The organism is Paraburkholderia sp. TE9906 (assembly GCF_056279605.1).
The window spans coordinates 484,340-507,450 of sequence record NZ_JBWCCT010000001.1 but is presented as its reverse complement, the minus strand read 5'-3'; the positions used below and the strand labels follow the sequence as shown (position 1 = coordinate 507,450).

The following is a 23,111-nucleotide window of genomic DNA, read 5'->3' as shown; positions in this document are numbered from 1 at the left end:
AAGGCGGCGAGAATTCGGCGCTTCGCGCGATGCGTCAGAGCTTCGAGCCTCCATCGACTCGTAGCGTTTCGCCCGTGATCCAGCGTGCGGCGTCGGATGCAAGAAAAGCGACCGCATCGCCGATTTCATCGGGCTGGGCGAGACGCTTCAGCGCCTGCATGCCGAGCGTGGCCGCGCGTCCTTCGTCGGTTTTCGTGAAGTTCGACATATCGGTTTCAACGACGCCCGGCGCGACGGCATTCACCCGGATGCCCCGTTCTCCGAGCGCCGAGGCGAAATGCGTGACGAGGGTATCGACCGCACCCTTGGTCGCCGCATAGGCCGATAGCGTGCCAACCGCCGCGCGTGCCGCAAGCGACGAGATCATGACGATGCTGCTGCCCTTGCACATCACCGGCAGCAGTTGCTGGACGAGAAAATAGGGCGCGCGCACGTTCACGGCAAACAGCGTGTCGAAGGCTTCGACGGTGGTCTCTTCGATGCTCGCGGCTCGGGAAACGCCCGCGTTCGCCACGAGAATGTCCAGACGATGGCCGATCACTTCGCGCACGCGTTTCGCGAGCAGATGCGCACCGTCCGCGTCACGCAGGTCGGCTGCGACTTTCTGCGCGGTGCCGCCTGCCGCGCGAATCTCCGCAACGACGGCCTCCGCTTCCTTTTCGCCGGTGCTGTAGTGGACGAGCACCTGAGCACCTGCGCGAGCGAGTGCGAGCGCGCTGGCGCGGCCGATGCCGCGCGATGCGCCCGTAACGAGCGCGGTCTTTCCAGTAAGGTTGTTCATGACGAGACTCCAGAAGTGATGAGAAAGGTCATTTCTGTTCGTGATGCGCCTGGCATTCCGAAAGAAACTGTGTGACGTGCGAGACGAACCGCTCCGGGTATTGATAAAGCGAGCCGTGGTTGGCATCGGGATACAGGATCAGCTGCGCGTTGGGGATGTTCTGCTGCAGGATCCACGAGTTGATCGAATAGATGATCACGTCGTTGTCGCCGTTGACCACGAGCGTCGGCTGTTCCAGCGCGTGCAGATACGCGTACGGGTTCGCGCGCGGCGCGCCCCACTTCGCGAGGGCCGCGAGCTGAGCGGGCGCGACCTTCTCGCCGGCTTGCGGATCGCGGTTCTCCTGGCGCAGGCGGAATCGTTCGAGAAACCGGCGTCCGGCCGTCTGGCTTTGCGCCGACGGCGAGAAGTGCACCTTCAGCCATAACTCGTCGGGTTCGTCGTAGGTCGCGCCGAAGATCTGCTGCGCCTCGGGCGTGAGCGTTGCCATGCCTTCGCCGCTGCGCGGTCCCGTTCCGACGAGCACCACGCGGCGCACCAGCTCGGGTTCGGCGAGCGCGAGCGTCTGGGCGATCAAGCCGCCCATCGAAAAGCCGAGGACGTCGACCTGCTGCAACCTGAGTGCCTTGATGAACGCTGCGGCGTTGGCGGCCATCTCCTCGATGGACTCCGGCACCTCGCCCGACGAACTGGCGATGCCCGCGTTGTTGAAGAGAATCACTTCGCGGTCCCTGGCAAAACCGTCGGTGATGGCGGGATCCCAGTGATCCATGGTGCCGGTGAAGTGAATGTTAAACACGAGCGGAACGGTATCGCGCTTGCCGAAGCGGCGGTACGCGAAGCGAATGCCGTTCGTTTCGACGAATTGCGTCGGCGCGTTCTGGTGGGTGTGGTGGGTCATGGCCTTTTCTCCGCAGGGGCAGTGTTGCGCTTAGCCGGCAGTCTTGCCGCCGTCGACGGTGACGATCTGACCCGTCACGAACGACGCTGCGTCGGAAGCGAGAAACGTGATCGCGCGGGCGATGTCGTTGGGCTGCCCGACCCGACCGAGTGGCACGGACGCGGCAAGCGCGGCCTTGCGCTCGGCGGTGCCGGTGAAGCGCTCGAGCATGCCGGTGTCGGTCGGTCCCGGCGCGACGGCGTTCACGCGCACGCCCGACGAAGCGACTTCAAGCGCCGCCGACTTCGTGATGCCTTCCACCGCGTGCTTGCTGCCCGCATAGACCGACGCATACGCCGCGCCTTCATGTCCATATGTCGACGACACGTTGACGATGCTGCCGTGCTTCTGCGCCTGCATGACCCGCAACTCGTGCTTGAGGCTCAGCAACGTGCCGAGAACGTTGGTGTCGAAGGTCGCTGCGTAGCTCTCGGCGCTCTGGTCGAGAATCGAGCCCGGTTGGCCTTCGGTCCCCGCGTTGTTGACCGCCGCGTCGATACGGCCGAAGCGTGCGACCGCCGCATCGACCAGGTCGCGCACTTCGTCGTCGTGACGGACGTCGGCGCGAATGAAGACGGCATCGGCGCCGCGTTGGCGCAGTTCGGCTTCGAGCGCGCGGCCTTCGGCTTCACGGCGGCCCGAGACGACCAGACGCGCGCCGCTTTCGGCGAATGCGAACGCGGTGGCGCGGCCTATTCCGGTCAGCGCGCCGGTGATCAGGATGACTGGCTTGTCCATTTTCAAACTCCTTCAGATATAGATGTAAGGTATGGCTCAAACGGTTGTTGCGTTTCGTCCTTGCCTGTTCAGCAATGTAGATGGCACTTGCACGGACGAAAAAGACTTTGTAGGCTGATGGGCATGCCTCAGAAGCATGGGGCAGCAGGAGGAGCGAATGGAGTTGCGTCACCTGAAGTACTTCGTGGCGGTCGCCGAGACCGGCAGCCTGACGGTGGCGGCCGAGCAGCGGCTGCATACGTCTCAGCCTTCGCTGAGCCGCCAGATCCGCGATCTGGAGGACGAAGTCGGCGCGGAGCTTTTCAGCCGCAGCGCGCGCGGCGTCGAATTGACGGCTGCGGGCAAGGCGTTTCTCGACCACGCGCGGCTCGCGCTCGCGCAGGTCGACGCGGCAAAGGAAGCCGCCCGGCGCGCGTCGACGCCGGCGAGGAAGGTGTTCGCGCTAGGCTTCCTGACAGGGCAAGAAATGACGTGGCTGCCGCGGGCAATGCAGGTCCTGCGCGAAGAACTGCCAAACGTCGACGTAACGGTCTCGAGCCACTATTCGCCCGACCTGGCCGACGCGCTGGCGCGCGGCAAGCTCGACCTCGCATTTCTGCGCGCCGAGCCGGGCTTCGATCTGGAATATCGTGTGGTGAGCCGCGAGAAGCTGCTGGTGTTGATGCCGAGCGATCACCGGCTGACCGGGCGCGCGGCGATCCGCGCGCAGGATCTGATCGGCGAGCCATTCATCCTGGCCTCGAACAAGGCCAAGGTGCTGCACGACGTGATCGAGCAATATCTGCTGATCAATCATGTCGATATCGCCGCCGAGCACCACGTCGACAATCTCGCGATGGCGATGTCGCTCGTGGCCTCCACGCGTGGGCTCGCGCTGATGCCGGAGTACGCGAACAATCTGCTGCCGTGGTCGGTGGTGAGCCGGCCGCTGGAAGGCGAGGCGCCGACCGTCGATCTCGTTATCGGTTATAGCCGCTCAAACGCTTCACCTACGCTGGCGTTCTTTCTGACGAGAGTGGATGAGCTGATGGTGCCCTAGTCGTTGAGGATGCCTGGCAGACTCGTGGCTGTCAGTGCAAACAATCGACCAGCCGCGCAAGAAACGCATCGCACGCGTCTAGCTGCGCCAACGCAACGTATTCATCCGGCTTGTGTGCGACGTCGATATCGCCGGGACCGCATACCAGCGTCGGCACCGAGAGTCGCGTTGAGAACAGGCCGCCTTCCGTGCCGAACGCGACCTTTCGTTTTGACGTCTCCGACGGCAGCAAGGATTCGAGAAACTGCACGGCATCGCTCGCCACATGCGTGTCGAGCCCGGGGTAGGCGTTGACTTCTTCGACCCGGGGCAGATACACCGGTCCGCCGTGACCTGCCGCGCTCGCCGTCTCGGCATGGCGACGGATGTCATCGAGGATAGGCTGGGCACGATCCGCCGCAAGCGTACGGATTTCGAAATCGAGCGTGCATTCGTTCGGCACGATGTTGAGTGCTTTGCCGCCGCGAATCGTGCCGACGTGAATCGTCGAATAGGGAACGTCGTAGTCGTCGTCGCGCGCGCCGGTTTGTGCGAGGCGCTGCTGTGCCGCGCGGATTCCCGCGATCCAGTCGGCGGCGACGTGAATCGCGTTCAGGTACTTCGGCGCGAGCGCCGAGTGTCCTTCCTGTCCGCAACAGAACGCACGATACGCGGCCTTGCCCTTATGTCCGGTGGCGATCTGCATCATCGTGGGCTCGCCGACGACACACAACTCCGGCCGTACCGGCGCGATCTCCAGCACGTCGATCAGACGCCGCACGCCGACGCATCCGATCTCCTCGTCATACGACAGCGCCAATTGCAGCGGCTTGCGCAGCGTACGCGCCGAAGCGTCGATCATGGCGACGACCGCGCAGGCGACGAAGCCCTTCATGTCGGCGGTGCCGCGTCCGTACAGCCGCTCGTCGCGCAGTGTCGCTTCGAACGGCGGCATCGTCCACGGTTGCCCGTCGACCGGCACGACATCGGTATGTCCCGACAGCAGGACGCCGGGCACGTTCGCCGGCCCCGTGCTGGCGAACAGGTTGGCACAGGTTCCCGCTTCGTCCTTGACGAGCGTGCAGGCAATTCCCGCCGCGCCGAGCAAGCGGGCGACGTGTTCGATCAGGGCGAGATTCGGCGTGCGTGAAACGGTGGGGAAGGCGATCAGCGCCTTCAGCAGTTCGGCACTGCGACTGAGCGGCATAGTGATAGGAAATCCCTTTGAGAATGTTCGTCCAGATCGGCATTGCGGTGACTGCAGCGGACTCCATTAACGCACACCGGGGCCGCCCGGTGACATTATGCAACGCAGCTTACGCACGCGGCTTGACGGCAATGACGTCGATTTCCACCAGCCATTCCGGGCGCGCGAGTGCCTGCACGACGAGACCGGTCGAGACGGGAAACACGCCTTTGAGCCAGCGGCCCATCACGTTATAGACCGCCTCGCGATAGCGCGGGTCGATGAGATAGACCGTGACCTTGCAGATGTCCTCGAGCTTGCTGCCGCATTCTTCGAGCAGCATCGCGACGTTGGCCATCGCTTTTTCGGCCTGCGCAGTGACGTCGCCGATGCCTACCGATTCGCGCGTGTCGAGATCCTGGCCGATCTGGCCGCGCAGGTAGACCGTATCGCCGGCGATCACTGCCTGGCACAGGTCATTGTCGAGCTTTTGCTCGGGATAGGTTTCGCGCGTGTTGAATTTGCGGATGCGCGTGTGGGTCGTCATGGCGTTGGGATCTCCGGAAAGTGTGAGCGGCCGATGCGTGCGAGCGCGCACCGGCGCAGGTTCAATGAGCAAGAATCCTGGAAAGGAAGCGCTTGGCCGAGGGGCTTGCCGCGTCCTGAAAGAACTCGCCGGTCGGACTGTCTTCGATGATCGCGCCGTCTTCCATGAAGACCACGCGATGCGCAACACGCTTCGCGAATCCCATTTCGTGGGTCACCACCATCATCGTCATGCCTTCGCGTGCGAGTTCGACCATCACGTCGAGCACTTCATTGACCATTTCGGGGTCGAGCGCCGACGTCGGCTCGTCGAACAGCATCGCCGCCGGGTCCATCGACAACGCTCGCGCAATCGCCACGCGTTGCTGCTGCCCGCCCGACAACTGCCCGGGATACTTGTGCGCGTGCGCCGACAGACCGACGCGATCGAGCAGTTCGCGCGCCTTGTTGCGCGCGCTGCCTTCGTCACGGCCGAGCACGATGCGCTGCGCCAGCGTGAGGTTGCGCGTCAGATCGAGATGCGGGAACAGCTCGAAGTGCTGGAACACCATGCCGACGCGGCTGCGCAGCTTCGGCAGGTTCGTGGATTTCGCGCCAAGCGAGGTGCCGTCGACCAGAATGTCGCCGTTCTGGAAGGGCTCCAGCGCGTTGACGGTCTTGATCAGCGTCGACTTGCCGGAACCCGACGGCCCGCACACGACGACGATCTCGCCCTTGCTCACTTGCGTCGAGCACTGCTTGAGCACGTGATGGCTGCCGTACCATTTGTCGATGCCGCGAATGTCGATGACGATCTGCGTTGCGCTCATGTCCGCGCTCATTTGTCGAAGTAGCCCGCGCGAATCGACGCACCGATCAGGTTGAGAATCAGCCGGCCGGCGGTCACGCACGAGATCAGATTGGCATCGTCCTTTTCCGGCTGGATCTCGACGATGTCCATGCCGACAACGCGGCCCTTGCGGACCAGACCGTGAATCAGTTTGCGCGCCTGCACGAAGGTGACGCCGCCGGGCGCCGGACCTGCGACGGCCGGCATCGTCGACGGATCGAGACCGTCGGCGTCGATCGTGAGGTAGTAGTTACCGCCATCGGGGATGCGTTCGAGCACGGCGTCCATACCGATGTCGTGCAGTTCATAGGCGGTGATCAGCTCTGCGCCATACGCGCGCGCCACGGTCAATTCCTCGGCGCGGCCGCTGCCTTGTGCGCGCAGGCCGATCTGGATGATCCGCTCGACGTGCGCCATCTCCGACGCGCGGCGAATCGGGCTCGACAGGCCTTCGCGTACGCCGTTCACTTCATCGCGCCAGTCGAGGTGCGCGTCGATATGCACGAGCGTAATCGGACCTTTCTGGTCGAGACCGCGCAGCACGGGCGTCGTGATGCCGTGATCGCCGCCCAGCACGATCGGCATCGCACCACCGGCCGCAATGCGGCGCACGGCCGCTTCGGCGCGGGCGTAGTGCTCACCGGGTTGGGTCAGATCGGGAAGGATGTCGCCGCAATCGACGAAGCGGATATCCGTGCGGCCTTGCAGCAGCGGGCCATCGATATCGAAATCGTAGTGGTGCGGTTTGCGCGCGACGCGGTCCGTGGCCTGGCGGATCGCGGACGGCGCATTGGTCTGGTCGTTGCTGAAATCGGAGGGCGAATACGGTGCACCGTAAGGCATGCCGAGCACCGCGATGTCGGCCTTAAGATTGTCGATGTCGAGGTCGAGTTCCGAATACAGCAGCGTGGGGTGGCCGGTACGCGGCGCAACGGTGTAGTGACTCATGCGGGTGTCCTCAGTTGGATGGGGGGGAGGCGTGTCACGCGTGACGGCCGCGGCGTCCGATCGCCGTTTCGAGACGGCGGCCGACGCCGGCCAGCAGGACGCTGCAGACCCAGTAGATCAACGCCGTCGTGCCTAGCACTTCGACATAGGCAAACGTGTTGGCTGTAAGCAGATTGCTCTGGTACGTCATTTCCGGCAGGCTCATCACGGAAAAAATCGCCGAGTCCTTGAACATCATGATGACGAGGCTCGTCGTCGGCGGTGTGATGAAGCCGAACAGTTGTGGCGCGATCACGTGGCGCTGCGCCTGCCAGAAGGTCATGCCCAGCGAAAAAGCGGCATGCGTCTGGCCACGCGCCACGCTGCGCAGCGCGGCGCGCAGAATTTCGCAGAAGTAGCCGCCCGTGTAGAAGGCCGTGCAACCCACTGCGACCGTCATCGCCGAGGCGCTCACGCCGAGCTTCGGCAAGCCGAAGAACGACAGATAGACGAGGATCAGGTACGGGATGTTGCGGACGAGTTCGACGTATGTGAGCGCCACTGGCCGCAGCCAGGTGCGCGACTGTGCCGCGTAAGCCGCGACGATGCCCGCGACGATACCGACCGGAATGCCGATCGCACTGACGAGCGCGGTGATGCGCAATCCCTCGATCAGCACAGGGATCGCTTCGCGGACGATCGAGAAGTCAATGGCCATGGGGAAGCATCCTCGAGACCCGGCGCTCGCAGAGTCGCGATGCAGCCGAGATGCAGAACAGGATCACGAAGTAGACGGCCGCGGTGATCGTGAAGACCTGCAATGGCAGATCCGTTTGCAGCGTCGCGTTGCGTGCCACCGTTGCGAGTTCGGGCACGGCGATGATCGACATCAGCGACGACGCCTTCAGCAGAATCGTAAATTCGCTCGTGAGCGGCGGAATCGCCCGATAGATGACCTGGGGCAGCAGCACGTGCCGCCAGACCTGCGACGTGCGCATACCCATCGCATACGCGGCGGCGCGCTGCCCCCACGAAATCGTGCCGAGCGCGCCGCGCAGGATCTCGACGATGTACGCGCTCGTGTTGAAGGCGAGCGCGGCGATGCCGGCGGTGATCGGCGAAATGGAAATGTCGAGTAACGCCGGCACCAGGTAATACGCGATCAACATGTGAATCAGCGCCGGCGTGCCGCGAATCAGGCTCACCCACAGCACCACCAGCGCGCGCAAGGGGCCGATCGGCGAGATGCGCGCGAGCAGCAAGACGATGCCGAGCGCGAGGCCGATCGCGAACGCGCACGCGGAGGCGACCAGCGTGAGCGCGGTGCCCGAGACGACGCCATCGAGAAACGGCGCGATGACGCCACCTTTGTCGATCCAGTCGAGCATGGCGGGGGCGTCAGATCGAGCCGGTCGGCAGATAGTTCATGCGCGGCGTATCCATCGGTGCACCGAACCATTTCGTCTGCAATGCGGCCAGTTTGCCGTTCGCCCTGAATTCGTCGAGCGAGTCGTTGATGAACTTGCGGATTTCGAGGTCGTTCGGATTCGCCACCCAGGCGAGCAGTTTCGGTTGCCCGATCGTGCCGGCAATACGAAACGCGCCCGGCTGTTTGCGCATCTGAACGGCGGCGATGTTCGACGGCATCAGCGCCACGTCGATCGTCTTGTTCGCGAGCGCATTGGACACGTCCGGATACGCCTGGAACAGTTTGGTATCCGCGTAGCCTTTGCCGGCCTTTTCCTTGAGTTCCTTTTCGAACTCGGTGGCGACCGGCTGGGACGACGAGCCCATCTGCGTACCGATGGTCTTGCCGGCGATGTCGAGATCGCGTTTGATCGACCCGTCGTCGGCGCGCACCATCAGCACCGAGCGCACCACACCTACCGGCTCACTGAAGGCGAAACGCTTGGCGCGCTCCGGCGTGATGCCGACGCTGGTCGCGACGAAGTCGAACTTGTGCGACATCAGGCCGGGCAGCAGGCCCTGGAACGGCAGGTTCATCTGTTCGAGCTGCACGCCCAGTTTGGCCGCCATCAACTCCAGCACGTCGTGGCCATAGCCGGTAATCTGCCCGTTCTCGACGAATTCGAACGGCTCATAGGCGGCTTCCGTGCCGACCGTCAGCTTGCCGCGTTTCTTGATGTCGGCGAGCGTGCCGCCCTCCGCGAGTGCGAGCCGCGGCAGCGCCAATGCTGCGCCCGAGGCGAGCGTGGTCTTGATGAAGGATCGTCGGGTCCAGTTTTGCATTGCGCTCTCCGCGTGAGGGGACGTGTGGGTGATGGACCGGTGCATCGTGCACGCTACGGCTTCGCACGATGACCCTGGCGACCGAATGTATGCCGCCATAAAGATCGTGAAAAATGATTTTTTTAGCGGTATGGTTCCGGAAAATGAAACCTTTCAAGCGCCGACCATGACCGACCACCCCACGCCGAGGACCGCCTCCATGAGCCGCCCCGATTTCGATGAACGCGGCCTGCGCTCGCTGCGCATCTTCTGCGCGGTCGCGCAGGCGAACGGATTTGCCGCGGCCGAGAAGCAGTTGAATATGTCGAAGACGTCGATCAGCCGGCACATCCGCGAAGTCGAGGACACGCTCGGCGCACGGCTGTGCGAGCGCGGTCCAGCGGGATTCGTGCTGACGCATGCGGGCAAGGTGGCGCTCGATCTGGCACGCGACGCGCTCAGATCGCTTGAGCGGATTCGGCCGGAGATCGACGCCGTACGCGGCGTGCTGTCGGGCTCGTTATCGATCGGAATGGTGGAGCACATCGTCAGCGACGAAGGCTGTCATTTGCCCGAGGTCCTGGCCGCGTTCAAGGAACTGGCGCCCGACGTGAACGTCGAGCTGAGGGTCATGACCTTCAGCGAACTCAACTCGGCGTTACGGGAGCGTCAGGTTCACGTTGCGATTCGAGGCATGTACCGTCGCGAAGCGGGATTCCAATACCTGCCGCTTTTCATCGAGCGGCAAGGGCTGTATGTCGCGGGTCATCGGATACGTGAAGCGTCGAAGTTGCCGCTCGTCTATCGTCCGCAGCCGTTCGTCTATGAAGTCTTGAACACGCTCGGCATGCAGCGAGGTCCGACGGCATCAGGGCTGGAGGCCGTCGCGATGCTGGTGCTCTCCGGGCATTATGTGGGCTTGTTGCCGCAATATTACGCGGCGTCTTTCGCAAAACGGCGGGCACTCGTGAAGGTGCGCTCCGGTCCGGTCTATGAAAATACGATCAGCGCGATCACCGAGATCTCAAGACCGAGAACGCGTGCGCTCAACCTTTTTCTCGATCTTATCGAGCAACATCATCACGTTGATTGATCAGACGGAGAGGTTCCGAATAGCGAATGCGTCGCTATCGTGTCATGCGCTTCCGGAATTTTTACGGAATTCGCCGCCGACAGGAACAGGCTTTGTACAGGCATGCGTACGCGGTTCATGTTGCCAACGGTCCGCCACTTTATCCGCGTAAGGCGTGGTAATTCGCGCTGTAACGCAAATAATGCCGCCCCCGCCTAGACTCCGAATCGTTTTAGCGGAGAACGCTCGTCAATGAGCGGGGTCAGCGCCTTGCCATTCGAAGGCGTGTCAGCGGGGGCGACTTATGCCACAGTTACTAAAGCCGATAAAGCACGTCGCGTTGATTCTTTCGCCGGCAGTCGGCGACTCGTTACTGATGATGACGATCGCGCGCAATCTCTGCCTCGAACGCATCGCGGTCACGGTGTTCGGCCGTCATGCGAGCGCGCTTCACGGGTGGTTTCCCGGAGTCGATATCCGGGCGAACCTGGGCGAAGCGGGTCTTGCGGACAATCTGGCCAGGTTCGACCTCGTCATCCAGATGCATTCGGACAGGCCGTTCGACGGGCTGCACCGATTGCACCCCCGAGTCGTTCTGCTCGATCGCGTCTGCCGGGCGCGCTCTCCCGATTCAATGGCAGTCAGGCTCGCGCGATTCTGTCGTGATGAGCTGAATCTGACGAATGCCGACAAAAGCAACGGCATCACCGCGCCGGCAGGGCTCGTGCATCGTAGGCATCCCCTGCGCGTCGCGATACACCCGACAGCGAGTACGATTGACAAGTGCTGGCTGGCTTCGCGCTATGTCCGGCTAGCCGTCACCTTGCGCGATCGCGGGTTCGATCCGCAGTTCGTCGTTGCGCCGGAAGAGCGCGACGACTGGACGCACGTGGAGCGTCTGGGCCTGACATCGGTCAGTCTCGGCTCGCTGGACAACGTCGCCGCATGGCTTTTCGAATCGGGCTGGTTCATCGGCAATGATTCGGGTATCGGCCATCTCGCTTCGAGCCTGCAGATTCCTACGCTTTCCCTGTTCATGCGGCGCGGACTCGCGCATACCTGGCGGCCAGGCTGGGGCGCGGGGCAGGTGTTGATCGGCAGTACCTATCTACCGACCGGACGTCTGAAAGAGCGCTACTGGAAATACATGCTGTCGGTCGGCAAAGTGGCTCGGGCATTCGAGCAACTGCGCGCGAGTTTCACATGACGCCGATGCCGCTGAGCGCCACCGTCGATGGCCGTTCTCCACGCGTTGCCGTCGTGATGTCGAATGCCCTCGGTGACACACTCGTTCTGATGGTCGCCGTTCAGAACTGTCTGCGTAACGGCATCGACATCACGGTGTTCGGACGGCAAGCCTGCGCATTGCGGCGCTGGTTTCCCGGCGTAACGATTCACCCGATACCGCACCACGAACATGGCGCGGCATGGCTGGTGTGCTACGACGTCGTTATCCAGATGCACCGGCATCAGCCAGTGCCGGATCTGACGGCGGCTCACCCGAATGTCCTGTACCTGGATAGCGTCGAACTCGGCGATCGGCCCGGTTGTATGGCCGAACGCTTCGCCGGCTTCTGCCGTGACGAGCTGGGGCTATCTCACGTGGGGACAGATAACGGCATTACGCCTCCGCCTTCATTGCAACACCGGCGGCATCGGCGTCGCGTTGCGATACATCCCGAAGCGAGCACCGACGACAAACGCTGGCGGCGCGCGCGGTTCATCAAACTGGCGCACCGGTTGCGCGAGCACGGTTACGACGTGCACTTCGTCGTTGCCCCTCACGAGCGTGAGCGTTGGAAAGAACTCGGGACGTCAGCGCTTCACGCAGCGACGTTCCATGACCTGCACGAACTCGCGTGCTGGCTGTATGAATCGGGCTGGTTCATCGGCAACGACTCGGGGGTCGGGCATCTGGCGTCGAACCTCGGTATTCCTACGCTCAGCCTGTTCAGGCGGCGGCGCGTCGCGCAGCGTTGGCGACCAGGGTGGGGCGCCGGCCATGTCGTTCTGCCGTGGCAATGGGTGCCCGGCGCATGGCTGAAGGAAAAGCTCTGGCGGCAAACGCTCACTTGCGCCCGGGTACTTGCTGGATTCCATCGGATGGTTCGCGAGTGCGAAGCAGGATGACTCCAGCGCGACGAGCGCGCCGCGCAGTGTGAATCCGACGACCCGTTGACCAACCAGGCTTCTCCCCATCTCATGACATCAAAACCGAACGCGGTGTTCCTGCACAGCGGATACCGGACCGCAGGCACGTGGTTATGGTCGCGCTTTCGCCGTATCGAGGAAGTCGTTGCGTACTACGAACCGTTGCACGAGATGCTGGCAAGCATCGATTCCGACACGCTCGAAAAAAGCACGGCGGATAGCTGGCCTTCGGGCCATCCCGAACTGGAGCGGCCCTATTTTGCGGAATACGCCGCGCTGCTCGAACCCGGCGGGCGAGGGATCGCGGGATTTGACGAGCGCTTTGCCATCGACAGCTTCACGGGCGAAGCACCGGACGACGCGGATCGGATCGAAGGCTATGTGCGCCGTCTCATCGACTCGGCGCACGCGCGGGGCAAGGTGCCTGTCTTCAAGTTCTGCCGCTCGCTAGGGCGGCTTCCGTGGTTTCGCAGCACCTTCGCTGACGCGGTGCATATCGTGGTTGAGAAGAACCCGATCTCCCAGTGGCAATCCTGTTGGGATCTGTTTGCGTTACATGGCAATGCGCATTTCGTAGCGATTCCCTACGCCGTGCTGGTATCGAACCGCCATGTGCCGACGGTGGCCCGCGTTCTCGAGGCGCTTCGCGTCGAGCTTCCGCACCTGCCGACGGAACTGGCGGAGCAGCCGTTCGAGCGGCGCCTCGCGTTTTTCAAGCAGTACGTGGGGGAGATTGCGCCGACCATGATGTATCGCGCGTTTCTCGCGCATTGGCTGCTCACGTTGCGACATGCCGCCACGCACGCGCATGCGGTGTTCGACTGCGATCTCGCCGTTCACTCGTCCGCGTATGCGCTGGCCGCGGAAGGATGGGTTGCCGATCTCACCGGATTGACGCCGTCGTTCGGCACGTCACGGCGCGCAAAGACGGAGGAACGTCACAGCGGCTTCGACGCGGTGCAGGGATTGAAGATTCATCTTGAAGCCATGCACCTGTGCAAAGAGCTCGTCAGGAGCGGCGCCGCGCATCCGGATACCTATTCATTGTGGGCCAGCAAGCTTGCGCAGGCCACGCAGGTTCTGGCGTTCGGCGCCGAGGTGAACTGGCCGCAGGCGCAGGCGGCATTGCACCACGGCGTTCGCATCGTCAACGTAGCGCTGATCGATGGAGCGGATATCGATACGGCGGTGGCAAGCGAACTCGCTGTGACACGGACGGCGCTCGCGAACGTCCGGCAGCAACTTGCCAGTTTGCAGGAGTCTCTGTTCTGGCGCCTGAGCCGGCCTGTGCGGCAACTCCTTGCCGCGGCCACGCGCCCACGCGGTTCGTGAGCCGGCCTGGGTGCACGCGCCGTGGCCCCGATGACAACGGCCGTGTGCGGTAAACGTATCCGTCGCCGTTAAGCCATGCCACGCCGAACGCGCTTTCGACTACGCGCACATCGGCTTGCAACGAAGAAGCCGGAATCGTCTAAGCGTTGAACAGTTCACTACGTGCCGCGTCGATGATCGTTGCGACCGCGGGATGACTGATACGACGTTCGATGGAGATCGCAAAGAACTCCTCGACGATGGTGTTGATCTGCCCGACCATCGTCAGCTTATGCTCCGCCTGTAACTGGTCCGCCAGCACGGTTGGGGCGAACAGCAGCCCGCGGCCTTCACGGCCGAACGCCAGGGCCATGGCTCCATCGTCGAATTCGCCGACGATGCGCGGCGAGATTGCGCGCGACGCCAGCCAATGATCGAGCTTGCGGCGCACCGCTGATTCCGTGCCCGGCAGCAGCAGAGGCAATTGGCTAAGCGACATCGGAAAGCGTTTCAGCCCGCCTTGCAGCAGCGCCTCTGCGCCGAAGCAACTCAGCGTCGAACGGCCGAGCCGGTGATTGAAAGCCTTGATGTTGACGTCGGCCGGAATCGGGGCGTCCGCGATGATGAGGTCGAGGCGGTGCACGGCCAGTTGCGCGAGCAACGCGTGTAGCTTGCCTTCATGACAGATCACGCGCAGCGACACGGGCGCGCCTAGTGCCGGTTCCAGCAGCCGGTACGCGATCGCCTTCGGCACCGAATCCGCGATGCCGACGCGAAACCGCGACTGCGTGCCGACTTCTTTTTCGCGCCGCACCGCGCTTTCGAGCTCCGAGCCGAGCGAGAAGATTTCGTCGGCGTAATCGAGCGCCAGCCGGCCCGCATCGGTGAGTTCGGTAGAGCGGCCGCTCTTCTTGAGCAGCTTCTTATCCAGCGCTTCTTCGAGCAGCTTGATCTGGCCGCTCAGCGTTTGCGGCGTGATGTGCAGTTGCTCGCCGGCGCGGACGATTCCGCCCGCATGCGCCGCGACCCAGAAGTAATACAGATGCTTGAAGTTCACTGTGCCTCCGTCGACCCTCCCACGTTACGTTTTTCTCGAAATATCAGCAATGAAAATTCGAATTTTCCGTTGTCTCAAGTTCAGTTAGATTCAAACCTCGGCCCGAGGCGTCAGCGGGCGTCTCATGACAGCTGACAGAGGTGACAAATGACATCGGTTGCACAGTTTCTGCGTTCGAAGACTTCCCAGACCGTGTGGTCGACTCAGGCATCGGCGTCGGTGTACGACGCGATAGCGATCATGGCGCACCGGCAGGTAGGGGCACTCATCGTGGCACACGAGGGGCGCATCGTCGGCATCGTTACCGAACGCGACTACGCCCGCAAAGTCGTGCTGATGGACCGTTCTTCGCGGGATACGCCGGTGCGGGACATCATGTCGACGGCGGTGCGCTACGTGGGCCCGGAGCAGACGACGGAGGAATGCATGGCGCTCATGACCGCGCACCGGATACGTTATCTGCCGGTGATTACCGCGGGGCAACTGATCGGAATGGTGTCGATCGGCGATCTGATCAAGAACCAGATGTCGGAGCAGGAACACACGATCCAGCAACTGGAGCATTACATCCACGGCAATGGTTTGCAGGCCGCGCGCGACCGATTACAGGCTGACCGATGGCAGATTTGACGGCCGTAAAATATTACTGTCCGTAATGTTTCAGTGCGAAATGCCGGACGCGCGGTGCGGGCGGCCCCTGAGTCATCAAGAGAGGTTTCATATGTACACGCAAATCATCAATCAGCTGCGATGGGCTGCCGGAAAGGTTACGCGCGGGGGTGCGGCGCTGGGTCTCGCGGGCGTGCTCGCCCTTGGCGCAGTGGCGTCGAACGACGCCGAAGCGAAGCGGATGGGCGGAAGCCAAAGTATCGGACGCCAGTCGCAGATGGCGTCGCCGTCGGGTCAAGGACAACGAAGCCAGCAAGCTCAACCTGCGCAGCAGGCCGCGCAAGCGCCTGCTGCCGCACCGGCGCGCAACGGCTGGATGGGGCCGCTCGCCGGTCTTGCAGCCGGCCTCGGCATTGCCGCGCTGCTGTCTTCTCTGGGTCTGGGTGCTGGCCTTGCGCAAATGCTGTCGAATGCGTTGCTGATCGGCCTCGTGATTTTTGCGGGCGTGCTGCTATTTCGTTTCATCGCCAACCGGCGTCGTCCGGATCTGGCTTATGGGCATGGTGCCGCGAACCGAGGGCAGACGAACGGCTCGCCGTTCGGTAGTCAGACAGGCCAGGCGCGGCCCGAAACAAATTTCTTCGGCTCGCAGCGCGCTGCGATGGATCCGGCCGGAACTGCGGGCAGCGTGAAAACCCCGGCCACTGCGCTCGGGTTGGATCAAGCCGCGTTGCTGGCATCTGCGAAGACCATGTTCATGCGTCTTCAGGGCGCATGGGACCGCAACGAGCAGGGTGACCTGTTCGAATTGACCACGCCCGAGATGTTCGCGCGAATCAAGCAGGATCTGGAAGTTCGAGGCAGCCAGCCGAGCCGCACGGAGGTACCGCAACTCGATGCCGAGGTGCTGGGCGTGGAGACCCATGCGGATGAGACGCTGGTCAGCGTGCGCTTTTACGGTCAGATGCGGGAAGACGGCGCTCAGACCGCCCAGCCGTTCCAGGAGGTCTGGAACATCGTTCGCGCCGCGCATGGCGACCCGGCATGGCGACTGGCCGGCATTCAGCAGCTGGATCATTAACGGTAGTGGGGCATTGCGCTTGATCGGCGGCAGCGGATGGGGCGCGGCGGCGGGCGTGCATCGATGCGATGGATGCCCGCCTGCTTTCAGGTGGGGAAGACTTTCAGCGAATACAGGCCATAGGGTTGAATGACAATGACCGTCCCTGATGAATCTCACTCATTCATGCCTGTAGTGAGATGGCGCATCGCTGCGCCGCCTCAATGATTCTTTAACGCATTTGCTCGAATGAGGTTGCGTCAAAGCGGAAGCCGGAATCGGGTTTCAAATTCCGCCTTATTTGTCACGCCCTGGCGAATAAAGCAGAATTCGGGACAAATAATAGAGAGGCCGAAAGGTAGACGATCCTCTGCGTGATGCGCGGTTCGAGAGTTCCGGCGCGCGCGGCATCCGGTCGCGTTCGGCCGCGCAAGGTCTTTAGGCCAAGCCCTTCATACTGGCGGTAACCGCCGAACTACTACGGTTTCCTTAATAGTCAAATGTCGTTATTTACTTAAAAATCTCACGTACTGCATAAAAATATAGTGCTATTTTTGCCTGGCAAAAGATAAACGCAGTACGCGTAACGATTGGAATACAATCCAGATTTCTCTGCGGCCAGATACGGTCCATCGTGGAAAAATTCCTGTTCACTCCATTGAATCTAGCAAGGGTCGGGCTCGGCTGGAGTGTGCTCATTATGGCGCTGTTCGGGTGCCGGGTTGCACTCGGGCAGACCAATACGCCCGTGCCTGGCATTAACCTGGGCAGCGAAATCAGCGACATCATCTACCGGAACCCCGACAATCCGACTCAGGCAATCAACAATTACATGGCCGGCCTGGCGGCGACAAAAGCCCACTGGATTCGGATTGTCATCAACTGGGAGCAAACCCAACCCTCGCCAACGACGATCAATGACAGCGATCCTAATCCGGGCGCAAGCAGTGGGTTGACCTGGGGAGTAGCGGACACGATTATCCGGGCCGCCCGCAACAACGGCTTGAGGGTGCTGGGCGTCATTTTGCTGACCCCTCCATGGGCAGGAAGTTCAGCGTGTTCCAGCAGCTATCAGCAAACGAACTACGTTCCATTCTGGCTGTGCGCGCCGGATCCCACTCTCTATACCAATTTTGCGCGGGCCGCGGCCAAGCATTACAGCAGCGATAGTTACGGTGGCCAGGTCGATGCATGGGAGATCTGGAACGAGCCCAACTGCGGCGATGATTTCATGCCTCATGATCCCGCCCTCTACACGACGATCCTGAAGAGCGTCTACCCGGCTATCAAGCAGGCAAATCCGGGCGCCTATGTATACGCTGGCGGTAGTTCAGGCTGTACTACGTGGCCGAATAACACGACCGGTGCTCTGCCGTCGACTGGCATCGCGGGCCTCGTCAATTCGACCAACCCAAGCTACCCGGCGCCAATGCAGTGGAACCCGCGTGACTGGCTGGCAGTGATGTACGCGAAGGGCGCCCAGGGATATTTCGATGCGCTTGCCCACCACCCCTACTGTTACAGTGACGACTGGCAGTCGGCGCCCGATCAGTGCCCGAGTACGACGCTCAACTCGATGTTCCCGCAATACTCGAATGCGTTCAACGTGATGTGGCATACGTTTTCGTCGCCATCGTACGGTTGGCCGGAAAGCGACGGAGGAAATACATTCGCGAGCTATACGGGCACGAGCCTGCGCGAGCAGATGAGCGCGCACGGCGACGGAGCGAAGGCGATCGCCCTTACCGAGTTCGGCGTGCCGACCACGGGTTCGGATGGCGCGACAAATTTCACGGGTTATTTAGGCGACGACCCGACCACGTACACGAACGCCAATTTTCAAGTCTGGACGGACCTCTCGTATTACCTGACGCAGGCCAACCAGGCACGCGAATACAGTGCACTGATGGCCTGGGTTGGGCGCCAGCCGAAGGGGATGTACGGTCCGGTCTACGTGTACAGCTATTCAGACCAGGCATTGTGGTTACCGAGCAGCACCAACGTCTACGAACCGTACTTCGGCATCGTGACGATGAGTTCGACGACCGGCTCGACGGGCAACCAGGGTGCGGCGAAGATCGCTGGGAGTTCTCACGCGCCGTCGAGTCAGTACTACCCCGCATGGCCTAATTTCGGCGCGATGGCAGCGGCTGCCGCTGCGGGCAGCGGGGGATACGCACCGATAGGTCCGGGCTGGTTCAACGCGCAGGGCAAGTAAAGGGTCGTCGAAGCAACAGGCGGATGCACGGCGGTCGGTCCTCTGGCAGTTGTTGTATCAGCAGTTCTGCCACCAGGAGAGCCACTGACGGCGATGGACCGGTCGAGCCGACTGTGTTGTTCAATAAGAACAACCCGGATAGATACTTCGGACTGCAAATAGGGTGGTAGAAGGTTGAGGCACTCTATGAGAGCATTCGTGCAAAATCAGTTGTCGGCGTGAGAGCAGCTTACGCCGGCATGTTAAAGCAATAGCCGTTCGTCGCTTTCGTTAGCGCAGAAGACGACCTGTCGACTCATCTTTTGCGTTAATTTCCAACGCCTGTCGAATAAGGTATAAGTTGGAGAAAAATAAAGGAAGAGGTGAACCGTAAGCTGCGGCTAGATCTTCGTTGTAGTGCGTTTGTTTAAACCAAAAGGCGATGGAATTTCGCCGCAGTAAGCCGGAAGTTGAATTTAATTTCAGCTGCCGATAATTCATTGATTGTATTGAGGTGTGGCGCGAGAAGGTTGGCGGAATAAAGAAAAAGTTGAATTCCTGCCCTATAGAAATCGCTTGGAGATGGTGCGCGGCGTTGGATTAAGTAGAAGTTGAGACGGGAGGCCTTGGCTATGCAGGTGGCCGATCGGCCGGTTGTTCGGGCCTAAGCCGCCGTTCGCATGCCCGCTCACTGCATCACAGCAGTCCTTCGACAGCGGCAGTCACGGAACAGCCACTGTGATATCGGCGAACGCGTACTTTCGACCCGTTTCTGCCCTTCGGTTAGTTTCTTCAAATGTCATCACGGCGCTCAAAAGCAGCCACAGCAGGAGGCCGCCTGCGGAGATCAGCTTTATGGCCAGTTAGGCGGCCGACCTTTTGCGAACGGATGCATCGGGCATTGAAGCCCCCCAAGAGCGAGGCTCGACGCGTATCGTGATAACGCTACCCGGCCAGCCGGGGAAGGCCTGCCCATGCGGACCGGTGCCAGCATCCTGTCGGGGCTCCATTCAACTCAAAACGTTCATTCGACGCTTTCAAACTCAAGTTTTTCGGAAAATAGCCGTCAGTCAGCTTAGGGGACAAAGAGAGAGGAACGAATGAGCCCATCAATCGGTTCGACAAGTTCAAACGCGGCGACATTGAACCCGTTCGCGCTGAGTTCTGCCGGGTTGATGCAGTCTGTGCCAGCTAAGGAAGCGTCGCCGGCGCAAGCCACGGTGAGCGTCGCCGACCCGTCTGCGACAGCGGCTCGCGTCGCAAAGTATCTGGATGCTCTAGGCGCACCGTTGAAGATGGGGAACGACGCGCGAAACATCGCTAACGCCTTAACTTCCACAATGCAGTCAGTAGTGTCCGAGCGGCCGGACCTCGCCAATGCACATTTTGATTTCCATTCGAGCAACGGCTCGATTCAGGTCACATCGAAAGACCTGAGTGCAAGCGATATATCGTGGCTTCAAGGTAAGCTGAACGGCAATACTTCACTCGTCGCCTCTGTAAAGGCTTTTCATGATGACGCCGTCGGCGGCTATGCGAAGTGGTCGGAAGCGGATGGAACGCCGCTAACCGCATCGCAGTCAGATGCGGTTAGCCAGAAAGCGGACGGGCTTGGGGGTTTCATGTCGCTTTTCAAGTCGCTTGGGCAGGATGCGCAGAAATATCAGATGAAGGACGGCGATTACAAGTTGGCGGATGGGAGCAAGATGGATCTCGGTCAGGATCCGACCACCGCAGCTGGCTTTCTGCTGTTCGCCAAAAGTGCGCAGGCTTTTGAAAACGGTACATCAAACTTCGTTTCGACATCCGGCAAGACGCTTTCTGGCGGCCAGATGGATGTCTTTCAGAATACTTCTGTGATCCCTAATTTCTTCCCGGACTCCGAAACCAGGTCATTGGGATTTTCGCAAACGGCATGAGCAAAGTGGCCGCGCTAGCGGGCCACTTTGCATCTGTAGCGACTGAGTTATCTGAGCAGACGGTGTGTGAAATACGCGTACGACGAGTTGGAATTCAAAGCGCCGTTGTTCTCCCACCTATCTCGATAGCGAAGCCGATTTGTCACAGACCATGATTGTGGAAGCGTTCAGCCTATAACGCCACTACAGCTCCGTCGGAACAAACTGACTGCTTTGAATTCATTGCGGCCGACACTACCAAGATCGTGGGGTATGTGCTCCACCTGCCTGCAACGAAGAGCTCACGACCGTCAGCGCGCCAGTCGTGCTCCGATCATACGCTTGAACCGTTATATGCACCGCCGGGTGGTAGACGGGTGTTCCCGGTGAGATCCCACGCCGCAATGCCGGGCGATACGGCTTCGTGACGAAATCTTTTCGCTGAATCCGGCGGCTTAGCCGCTGCACGCAGCACATGAGATTGGAGCCGGATCGTTCGACGAAACATCGGTCGCCGCCTTACCGAATGACGGTTCGTCACTCGTCAGCGGGCGTTCGCCAGTGGAGTGCGAGCGACCGGTCCTGGCCGATGGCACCAGTTCGAGGATCGTCCCAGGACCGGGCATTGGAATCCTCGGCGGCTCTTTACCTGTGGTTTCCGCGAACACGTACTACCGGCCATTTCCGGCCGTTCAGCCACTGCGTGGAGCGGACGTTTGAACGTCTGCGTCGCTCCCAGACAGCGGTCATTCGTTGGGGCGTGACCGCAGGCAGATCGTCAGCCAGGTCCGACAGCCGGACAAAGAAGTGGGCGTCTGTGAATGTCCGCTAGCAATCGCGAGTATCGTCGGACCGAGGTTGTCCAGACGACTGCATACGGCCTGACGTAATCCGCCCACAGTCAGGTGCAAGGCTCGTCCTGATATCCCGCAGGCAAATTGGGATCGCACGCCGCGATCTTCACGACGCCTCGCGCACCGTCGCCAGCAATCCTGGCCATGGACACGGAAAGAAGCAACAGCGCGACGGGAAGGCGGCCCAAGACATCACAATCTCAATTCGGAACTCCGGGATACGCGGATCTGGATGAACAGCTATCTGGGAAATTCGTCTTTAAGCGCCGCGTATATTCTGCGATAGCGTGCCAGCCGGTCCCCGGTCACGGTCCGTTGCGCTACGTCGGGCTCGCATACTTCGATCGTTGCCGCAGACGTGCATACCTGCGAGACGTGCTCCTTTGCAACGGCCAACCGCGCGAGCCGTGCAGCGCCCAAAGCGGCGCCGACATCTCCACCATGATGGCGGCGCATTGCAACGCCAGTGGCTGTTGCACAAAGCTTCGCCCAGAAACGGCTACGCGAGCCGCCTCCAATGAAAGACGCGGTGTCCAGTGTCGTCCCGGCACCTTGTAGCGCCGCATAGCCGTCGGCCATCGCGAAAGCGACGCCTTCCATCACACTGTATGCAAGGTCGGCCTGATCGTGAGCGCCGGTGAGCCCCCAGAACACACCCTTTGCATTCGCGTCATTGTGAGGCGTACGCTCACCGCTCAGGTACGGCAGGAACAGCGGCGCACGCTGCGCGTCGGCCGTCTCGGCAAGGCCGGCAAGCTCGGCGACATTTGTCTTGAGCACGTCGGACAGCCACGCGAGACTGGAAGCCGCGGACAGGATGACGCTCATCTGGTGCCAGCGCTCGGGCAAGCAATGGCAGAACGCGTGCACCGCCTGCGCGGGATTCGGTGCGAACCGGTCGGTCCCGGCGAACAGCACGCCGGACGTACCCAATGACAGGAACGCGCTCCCGGCCTCGGCGACACCCATGCCGATTGCACTGGCCGCGTTATCCCCCGCACCGCCGCACAGAAGCACAGGGCCAGCAATGCCCCATTCGCGCCGCAATGGTTCGGTCAACTGTGCGGCAGCCTCACTGCCTTCCACCAGCCTCGGCATATGTTCACGCGAAAGGCCGGTCGCGGAGAGCATCCTGTCCGACCAGTCACGCTTCGCGACGTCGAGCCACAGGGTGCCCGACGCATCGGACATGTCGGAGACGAACTCGCCAGTTAGCCGCCACGCCACGTAGTCCTTCGGCAACAGCACCTTGTGCGCCGCGCGGAACACGGCCGGTTCGTATTTGGACAGCCAGAGCAGTTTCGGCGCGGTGAAACCCGGCATCGCCAGGTTGCCGGTAATCGAGCGCGACTCTGGAACCAGCGCTTCGAGTTCCACACATTCGGCAGCCGCCCGGGTGTCGTTCCACAGGATCGCCGGGCGTAACACCTGGCCTGCGCGATCGAGCAGCGTCGCACCATGCATCTGTCCAGATAACCCAATGCCGCGCAGCGCCGAGAAGCCGGCGGGATGAGACGCTCGCACTTGAGCGATTGCGTCTAGCGTGGCGTGCCACCATGCCTGCGGGCTCTGTTCGGACCAGTGGGGATGAATTTTCTCGACTTCGAGTCGCGCGCTGCCGGTGGCAATTGTGTGCGATTCGTCGTCTGTCAGTAACGCTTTGACCTCGGAGGTCCCAAGGTCGATTCCAAGGAAAGTCAAGATGTCG

21 protein-coding genes are annotated in these 23,111 nt (G+C 61.6%); 9 read left to right on the top strand and 12 right to left on the bottom strand.

Translation table 11 applies throughout. The features are described 5' to 3' along the window. Nucleotides 1-34 precede the first annotated feature (34 nt). From ACZ9H4_RS02305 to ACZ9H4_RS02295, 3 genes are read right to left on the bottom strand one after another with little or no spacing between them, the layout of a single operon-like run. A complete protein-coding gene (locus ACZ9H4_RS02305; protein ID WP_408139441.1) occupies nt 35-781 on the bottom strand; it encodes an SDR family NAD(P)-dependent oxidoreductase in 747 nt (248 codons plus the stop codon). A 28-nt stretch (nt 782-809) separates the two neighbouring features. Further along, nucleotides 810-1,682, bottom strand: a complete 873-nt coding sequence (locus ACZ9H4_RS02300; RefSeq protein WP_476118133.1) for an alpha/beta fold hydrolase — start codon at nt 1,680-1,682, stop codon at nt 810-812. A 30-nt stretch (nt 1,683-1,712) separates the two neighbouring features. Then, entirely contained in the window at nt 1,713-2,459 is a 747-nt protein-coding gene (locus ACZ9H4_RS02295; protein WP_408151858.1) for an SDR family NAD(P)-dependent oxidoreductase, read from the bottom strand. Between the two features lie 157 nt (nt 2,460-2,616). Here ACZ9H4_RS02295 and ACZ9H4_RS02290 point away from each other — a divergent pair, with 157 nt between their 5' ends. Next, on the top strand, nt 2,617-3,498 hold the full coding sequence (locus tag ACZ9H4_RS02290; protein WP_408139435.1) for a LysR substrate-binding domain-containing protein: 882 nt from the start codon (nt 2,617-2,619) through the stop codon (nt 3,496-3,498). A gap of 31 nt (nt 3,499-3,529) precedes the next feature. Here the strand turns inward: ACZ9H4_RS02290 and argE are convergent, their stop codons facing one another. From argE to ACZ9H4_RS02255, 7 genes are all read right to left on the bottom strand, one after another. After that, nucleotides 3,530-4,684 (bottom strand): acetylornithine deacetylase, encoded by a 1,155-nt coding sequence (gene argE / locus ACZ9H4_RS02285; RefSeq protein WP_476118132.1) that lies wholly within the window; start codon nt 4,682-4,684, stop codon nt 3,530-3,532. A gap of 109 nt (nt 4,685-4,793) precedes the next feature. Further along, nucleotides 4,794-5,210, bottom strand: coding sequence for a RidA family protein (locus ACZ9H4_RS02280; RefSeq protein ID WP_408139431.1), 417 nt, complete (start codon nt 5,208-5,210; stop codon nt 4,794-4,796). A 61-nt stretch (nt 5,211-5,271) separates the two neighbouring features. Further along, nucleotides 5,272-6,018 (bottom strand): amino acid ABC transporter ATP-binding protein, encoded by a 747-nt coding sequence (locus ACZ9H4_RS02275; RefSeq protein ID WP_408151860.1) that lies wholly within the window; start codon nt 6,016-6,018, stop codon nt 5,272-5,274. Nucleotides 6,019-6,026: 8 nt separating this feature from the next. Beyond that, the gene (locus ACZ9H4_RS02270) at nt 6,027-6,986 is read right to left on the bottom strand and encodes an agmatinase (RefSeq protein ID WP_408151861.1); all 960 of its coding nucleotides are present in this window, start codon (nt 6,984-6,986) and stop codon (nt 6,027-6,029) included. Nucleotides 6,987-7,020: 34 nt separating this feature from the next. Continuing rightward, a complete protein-coding gene (locus ACZ9H4_RS02265; protein ID WP_408139425.1) occupies nt 7,021-7,683 on the bottom strand; it encodes an amino acid ABC transporter permease in 663 nt (220 codons plus the stop codon). Continuing rightward, on the bottom strand, nt 7,673-8,353 hold the full coding sequence (locus tag ACZ9H4_RS02260; protein ID WP_476118131.1) for an amino acid ABC transporter permease: 681 nt from the start codon (nt 8,351-8,353) through the stop codon (nt 7,673-7,675). The genes ACZ9H4_RS02265 and ACZ9H4_RS02260 overlap by 11 nt, the downstream gene beginning before the upstream one ends. A 10-nt stretch (nt 8,354-8,363) precedes the next feature. Further along, entirely contained in the window at nt 8,364-9,215 is an 852-nt protein-coding gene (locus ACZ9H4_RS02255; protein WP_408139421.1) for a transporter substrate-binding domain-containing protein, read from the bottom strand. Between the two features lie 199 nt (nt 9,216-9,414). Between ACZ9H4_RS02255 and ACZ9H4_RS02250 the strand changes: the two genes are divergently transcribed. The 4 genes from ACZ9H4_RS02250 to ACZ9H4_RS02235 all read left to right on the top strand — a co-directional run bounded on the left by ACZ9H4_RS02250 (nt 9,415) and on the right by ACZ9H4_RS02235 (nt 13,749). Continuing rightward, nucleotides 9,415-10,287 carry a LysR family transcriptional regulator gene (locus ACZ9H4_RS02250; RefSeq protein WP_408139574.1) on the top strand — a complete coding sequence of 291 codons (873 nt, stop codon included), beginning with the start codon at nt 9,415-9,417 and terminating at the stop codon, nt 10,285-10,287. A 283-nt stretch (nt 10,288-10,570) separates the two neighbouring features. Continuing rightward, entirely contained in the window at nt 10,571-11,473 is a 903-nt protein-coding gene (locus ACZ9H4_RS02245; protein ID WP_408139419.1) for a glycosyltransferase family 9 protein, read from the top strand. After that, the gene (locus ACZ9H4_RS02240) at nt 11,470-12,396 is read left to right on the top strand and encodes a glycosyltransferase family 9 protein (protein WP_476118130.1); all 927 of its coding nucleotides are present in this window, start codon (nt 11,470-11,472) and stop codon (nt 12,394-12,396) included. Before ACZ9H4_RS02245 ends, ACZ9H4_RS02240 begins: the two co-directional genes overlap by 4 nt. Before the next feature lie 72 nt (nt 12,397-12,468). Continuing rightward, nucleotides 12,469-13,749 (top strand): hypothetical protein, encoded by a 1,281-nt coding sequence (locus tag ACZ9H4_RS02235; protein WP_476118129.1) that lies wholly within the window; start codon nt 12,469-12,471, stop codon nt 13,747-13,749. Between the two features lie 139 nt (nt 13,750-13,888). Here the strand turns inward: ACZ9H4_RS02235 and nhaR are convergent, their stop codons facing one another. Further along, nucleotides 13,889-14,785 (bottom strand): transcriptional activator NhaR, encoded by an 897-nt coding sequence (nhaR, locus tag ACZ9H4_RS02230; protein ID WP_408139414.1) that lies wholly within the window; start codon nt 14,783-14,785, stop codon nt 13,889-13,891. 147 nt (nt 14,786-14,932) lie between these two features. Between nhaR and ACZ9H4_RS02225 the strand changes: the two genes are divergently transcribed. The 4 genes from ACZ9H4_RS02225 to ACZ9H4_RS02210 all read left to right on the top strand — a co-directional run bounded on the left by ACZ9H4_RS02225 (nt 14,933) and on the right by ACZ9H4_RS02210 (nt 20,570). Next, nucleotides 14,933-15,415 carry a CBS domain-containing protein gene (locus tag ACZ9H4_RS02225; RefSeq protein ID WP_408139412.1) on the top strand — a complete coding sequence of 161 codons (483 nt, stop codon included), beginning with the start codon at nt 14,933-14,935 and terminating at the stop codon, nt 15,413-15,415. 91 nt (nt 15,416-15,506) lie between these two features. Continuing rightward, on the top strand, nt 15,507-16,475 hold the full coding sequence (locus ACZ9H4_RS02220; RefSeq protein ID WP_408151865.1) for a Tim44 domain-containing protein: 969 nt from the start codon (nt 15,507-15,509) through the stop codon (nt 16,473-16,475). Between the two features lie 679 nt (nt 16,476-17,154). Next, complete coding sequence (locus tag ACZ9H4_RS02215; RefSeq protein ID WP_408139572.1) at nt 17,155-18,672, top strand: glycoside hydrolase 5 family protein; 1,518 nt, start codon at nt 17,155-17,157, stop codon at nt 18,670-18,672. 1,079 nt (nt 18,673-19,751) lie between these two features. Then, nucleotides 19,752-20,570: a hypothetical protein gene (locus ACZ9H4_RS02210; protein ID WP_476118127.1), complete on the top strand. Its 819-nt coding sequence runs from the start codon at nt 19,752-19,754 to the stop codon at nt 20,568-20,570. A gap of 1,073 nt (nt 20,571-21,643) precedes the next feature. Here ACZ9H4_RS02210 and xylB read toward each other — a convergent pair. Then, a complete protein-coding gene (xylB, locus tag ACZ9H4_RS02205) occupies nt 21,644-23,104 on the bottom strand; it encodes a xylulokinase (protein WP_476118126.1) in 1,461 nt (486 codons plus the stop codon). Between the last annotated feature and the right edge of the window lie 7 nt (nt 23,105-23,111).

Bases quoted from the DNA above. Each gene is read 5' to 3' on its own strand.
- ACZ9H4_RS02280 (WP_408139431.1), bottom strand. From the start codon at position 5,210: ATGACGACCCACACGCGCATCCGCAAATTCAACACGCGCGAAACCTAT.
- ACZ9H4_RS02210 (WP_476118127.1), top strand. From the start codon at position 19,752: ATGAGCCCATCAATCGGTTCGACAAGTTCAAACGCGGCGACATTGAAC.
- ACZ9H4_RS02290 (WP_408139435.1), top strand. From the start codon at position 2,617: ATGGAGTTGCGTCACCTGAAGTACTTCGTGGCGGTCGCCGAGACCGGC.
- ACZ9H4_RS02295 (WP_408151858.1), bottom strand. From the start codon at position 2,459: ATGGACAAGCCAGTCATCCTGATCACCGGCGCGCTGACCGGAATAGGC.
- ACZ9H4_RS02245 (WP_408139419.1), top strand. From the start codon at position 10,571: ATGCCACAGTTACTAAAGCCGATAAAGCACGTCGCGTTGATTCTTTCG.
- ACZ9H4_RS02225 (WP_408139412.1), top strand. From the start codon at position 14,933: ATGACATCGGTTGCACAGTTTCTGCGTTCGAAGACTTCCCAGACCGTG.
- ACZ9H4_RS02240 (WP_476118130.1), top strand. From the start codon at position 11,470: ATGACGCCGATGCCGCTGAGCGCCACCGTCGATGGCCGTTCTCCACGC.
- ACZ9H4_RS02265 (WP_408139425.1), bottom strand. From the start codon at position 7,683: ATGGCCATTGACTTCTCGATCGTCCGCGAAGCGATCCCTGTGCTGATC.
- ACZ9H4_RS02300 (WP_476118133.1), bottom strand. From the start codon at position 1,682: ATGACCCACCACACCCACCAGAACGCGCCGACGCAATTCGTCGAAACG.
- ACZ9H4_RS02215 (WP_408139572.1), top strand. From the start codon at position 17,155: ATGGCGCTGTTCGGGTGCCGGGTTGCACTCGGGCAGACCAATACGCCC.
- ACZ9H4_RS02260 (WP_476118131.1), bottom strand. From the start codon at position 8,353: ATGCTCGACTGGATCGACAAAGGTGGCGTCATCGCGCCGTTTCTCGAT.
- ACZ9H4_RS02270 (WP_408151861.1), bottom strand. From the start codon at position 6,986: ATGAGTCACTACACCGTTGCGCCGCGTACCGGCCACCCCACGCTGCTG.
- ACZ9H4_RS02220 (WP_408151865.1), top strand. From the start codon at position 15,507: ATGTACACGCAAATCATCAATCAGCTGCGATGGGCTGCCGGAAAGGTT.
- ACZ9H4_RS02235 (WP_476118129.1), top strand. From the start codon at position 12,469: ATGACATCAAAACCGAACGCGGTGTTCCTGCACAGCGGATACCGGACC.
- ACZ9H4_RS02250 (WP_408139574.1), top strand. From the start codon at position 9,415: ATGAGCCGCCCCGATTTCGATGAACGCGGCCTGCGCTCGCTGCGCATC.
- ACZ9H4_RS02275 (WP_408151860.1), bottom strand. From the start codon at position 6,018: ATGAGCGCAACGCAGATCGTCATCGACATTCGCGGCATCGACAAATGG.
- ACZ9H4_RS02305 (WP_408139441.1), bottom strand. From the start codon at position 781: ATGAACAACCTTACTGGAAAGACCGCGCTCGTTACGGGCGCATCGCGC.
- ACZ9H4_RS02255 (WP_408139421.1), bottom strand. From the start codon at position 9,215: ATGCAAAACTGGACCCGACGATCCTTCATCAAGACCACGCTCGCCTCG.
- argE (WP_476118132.1), bottom strand. From the start codon at position 4,684: ATGCCGCTCAGTCGCAGTGCCGAACTGCTGAAGGCGCTGATCGCCTTC.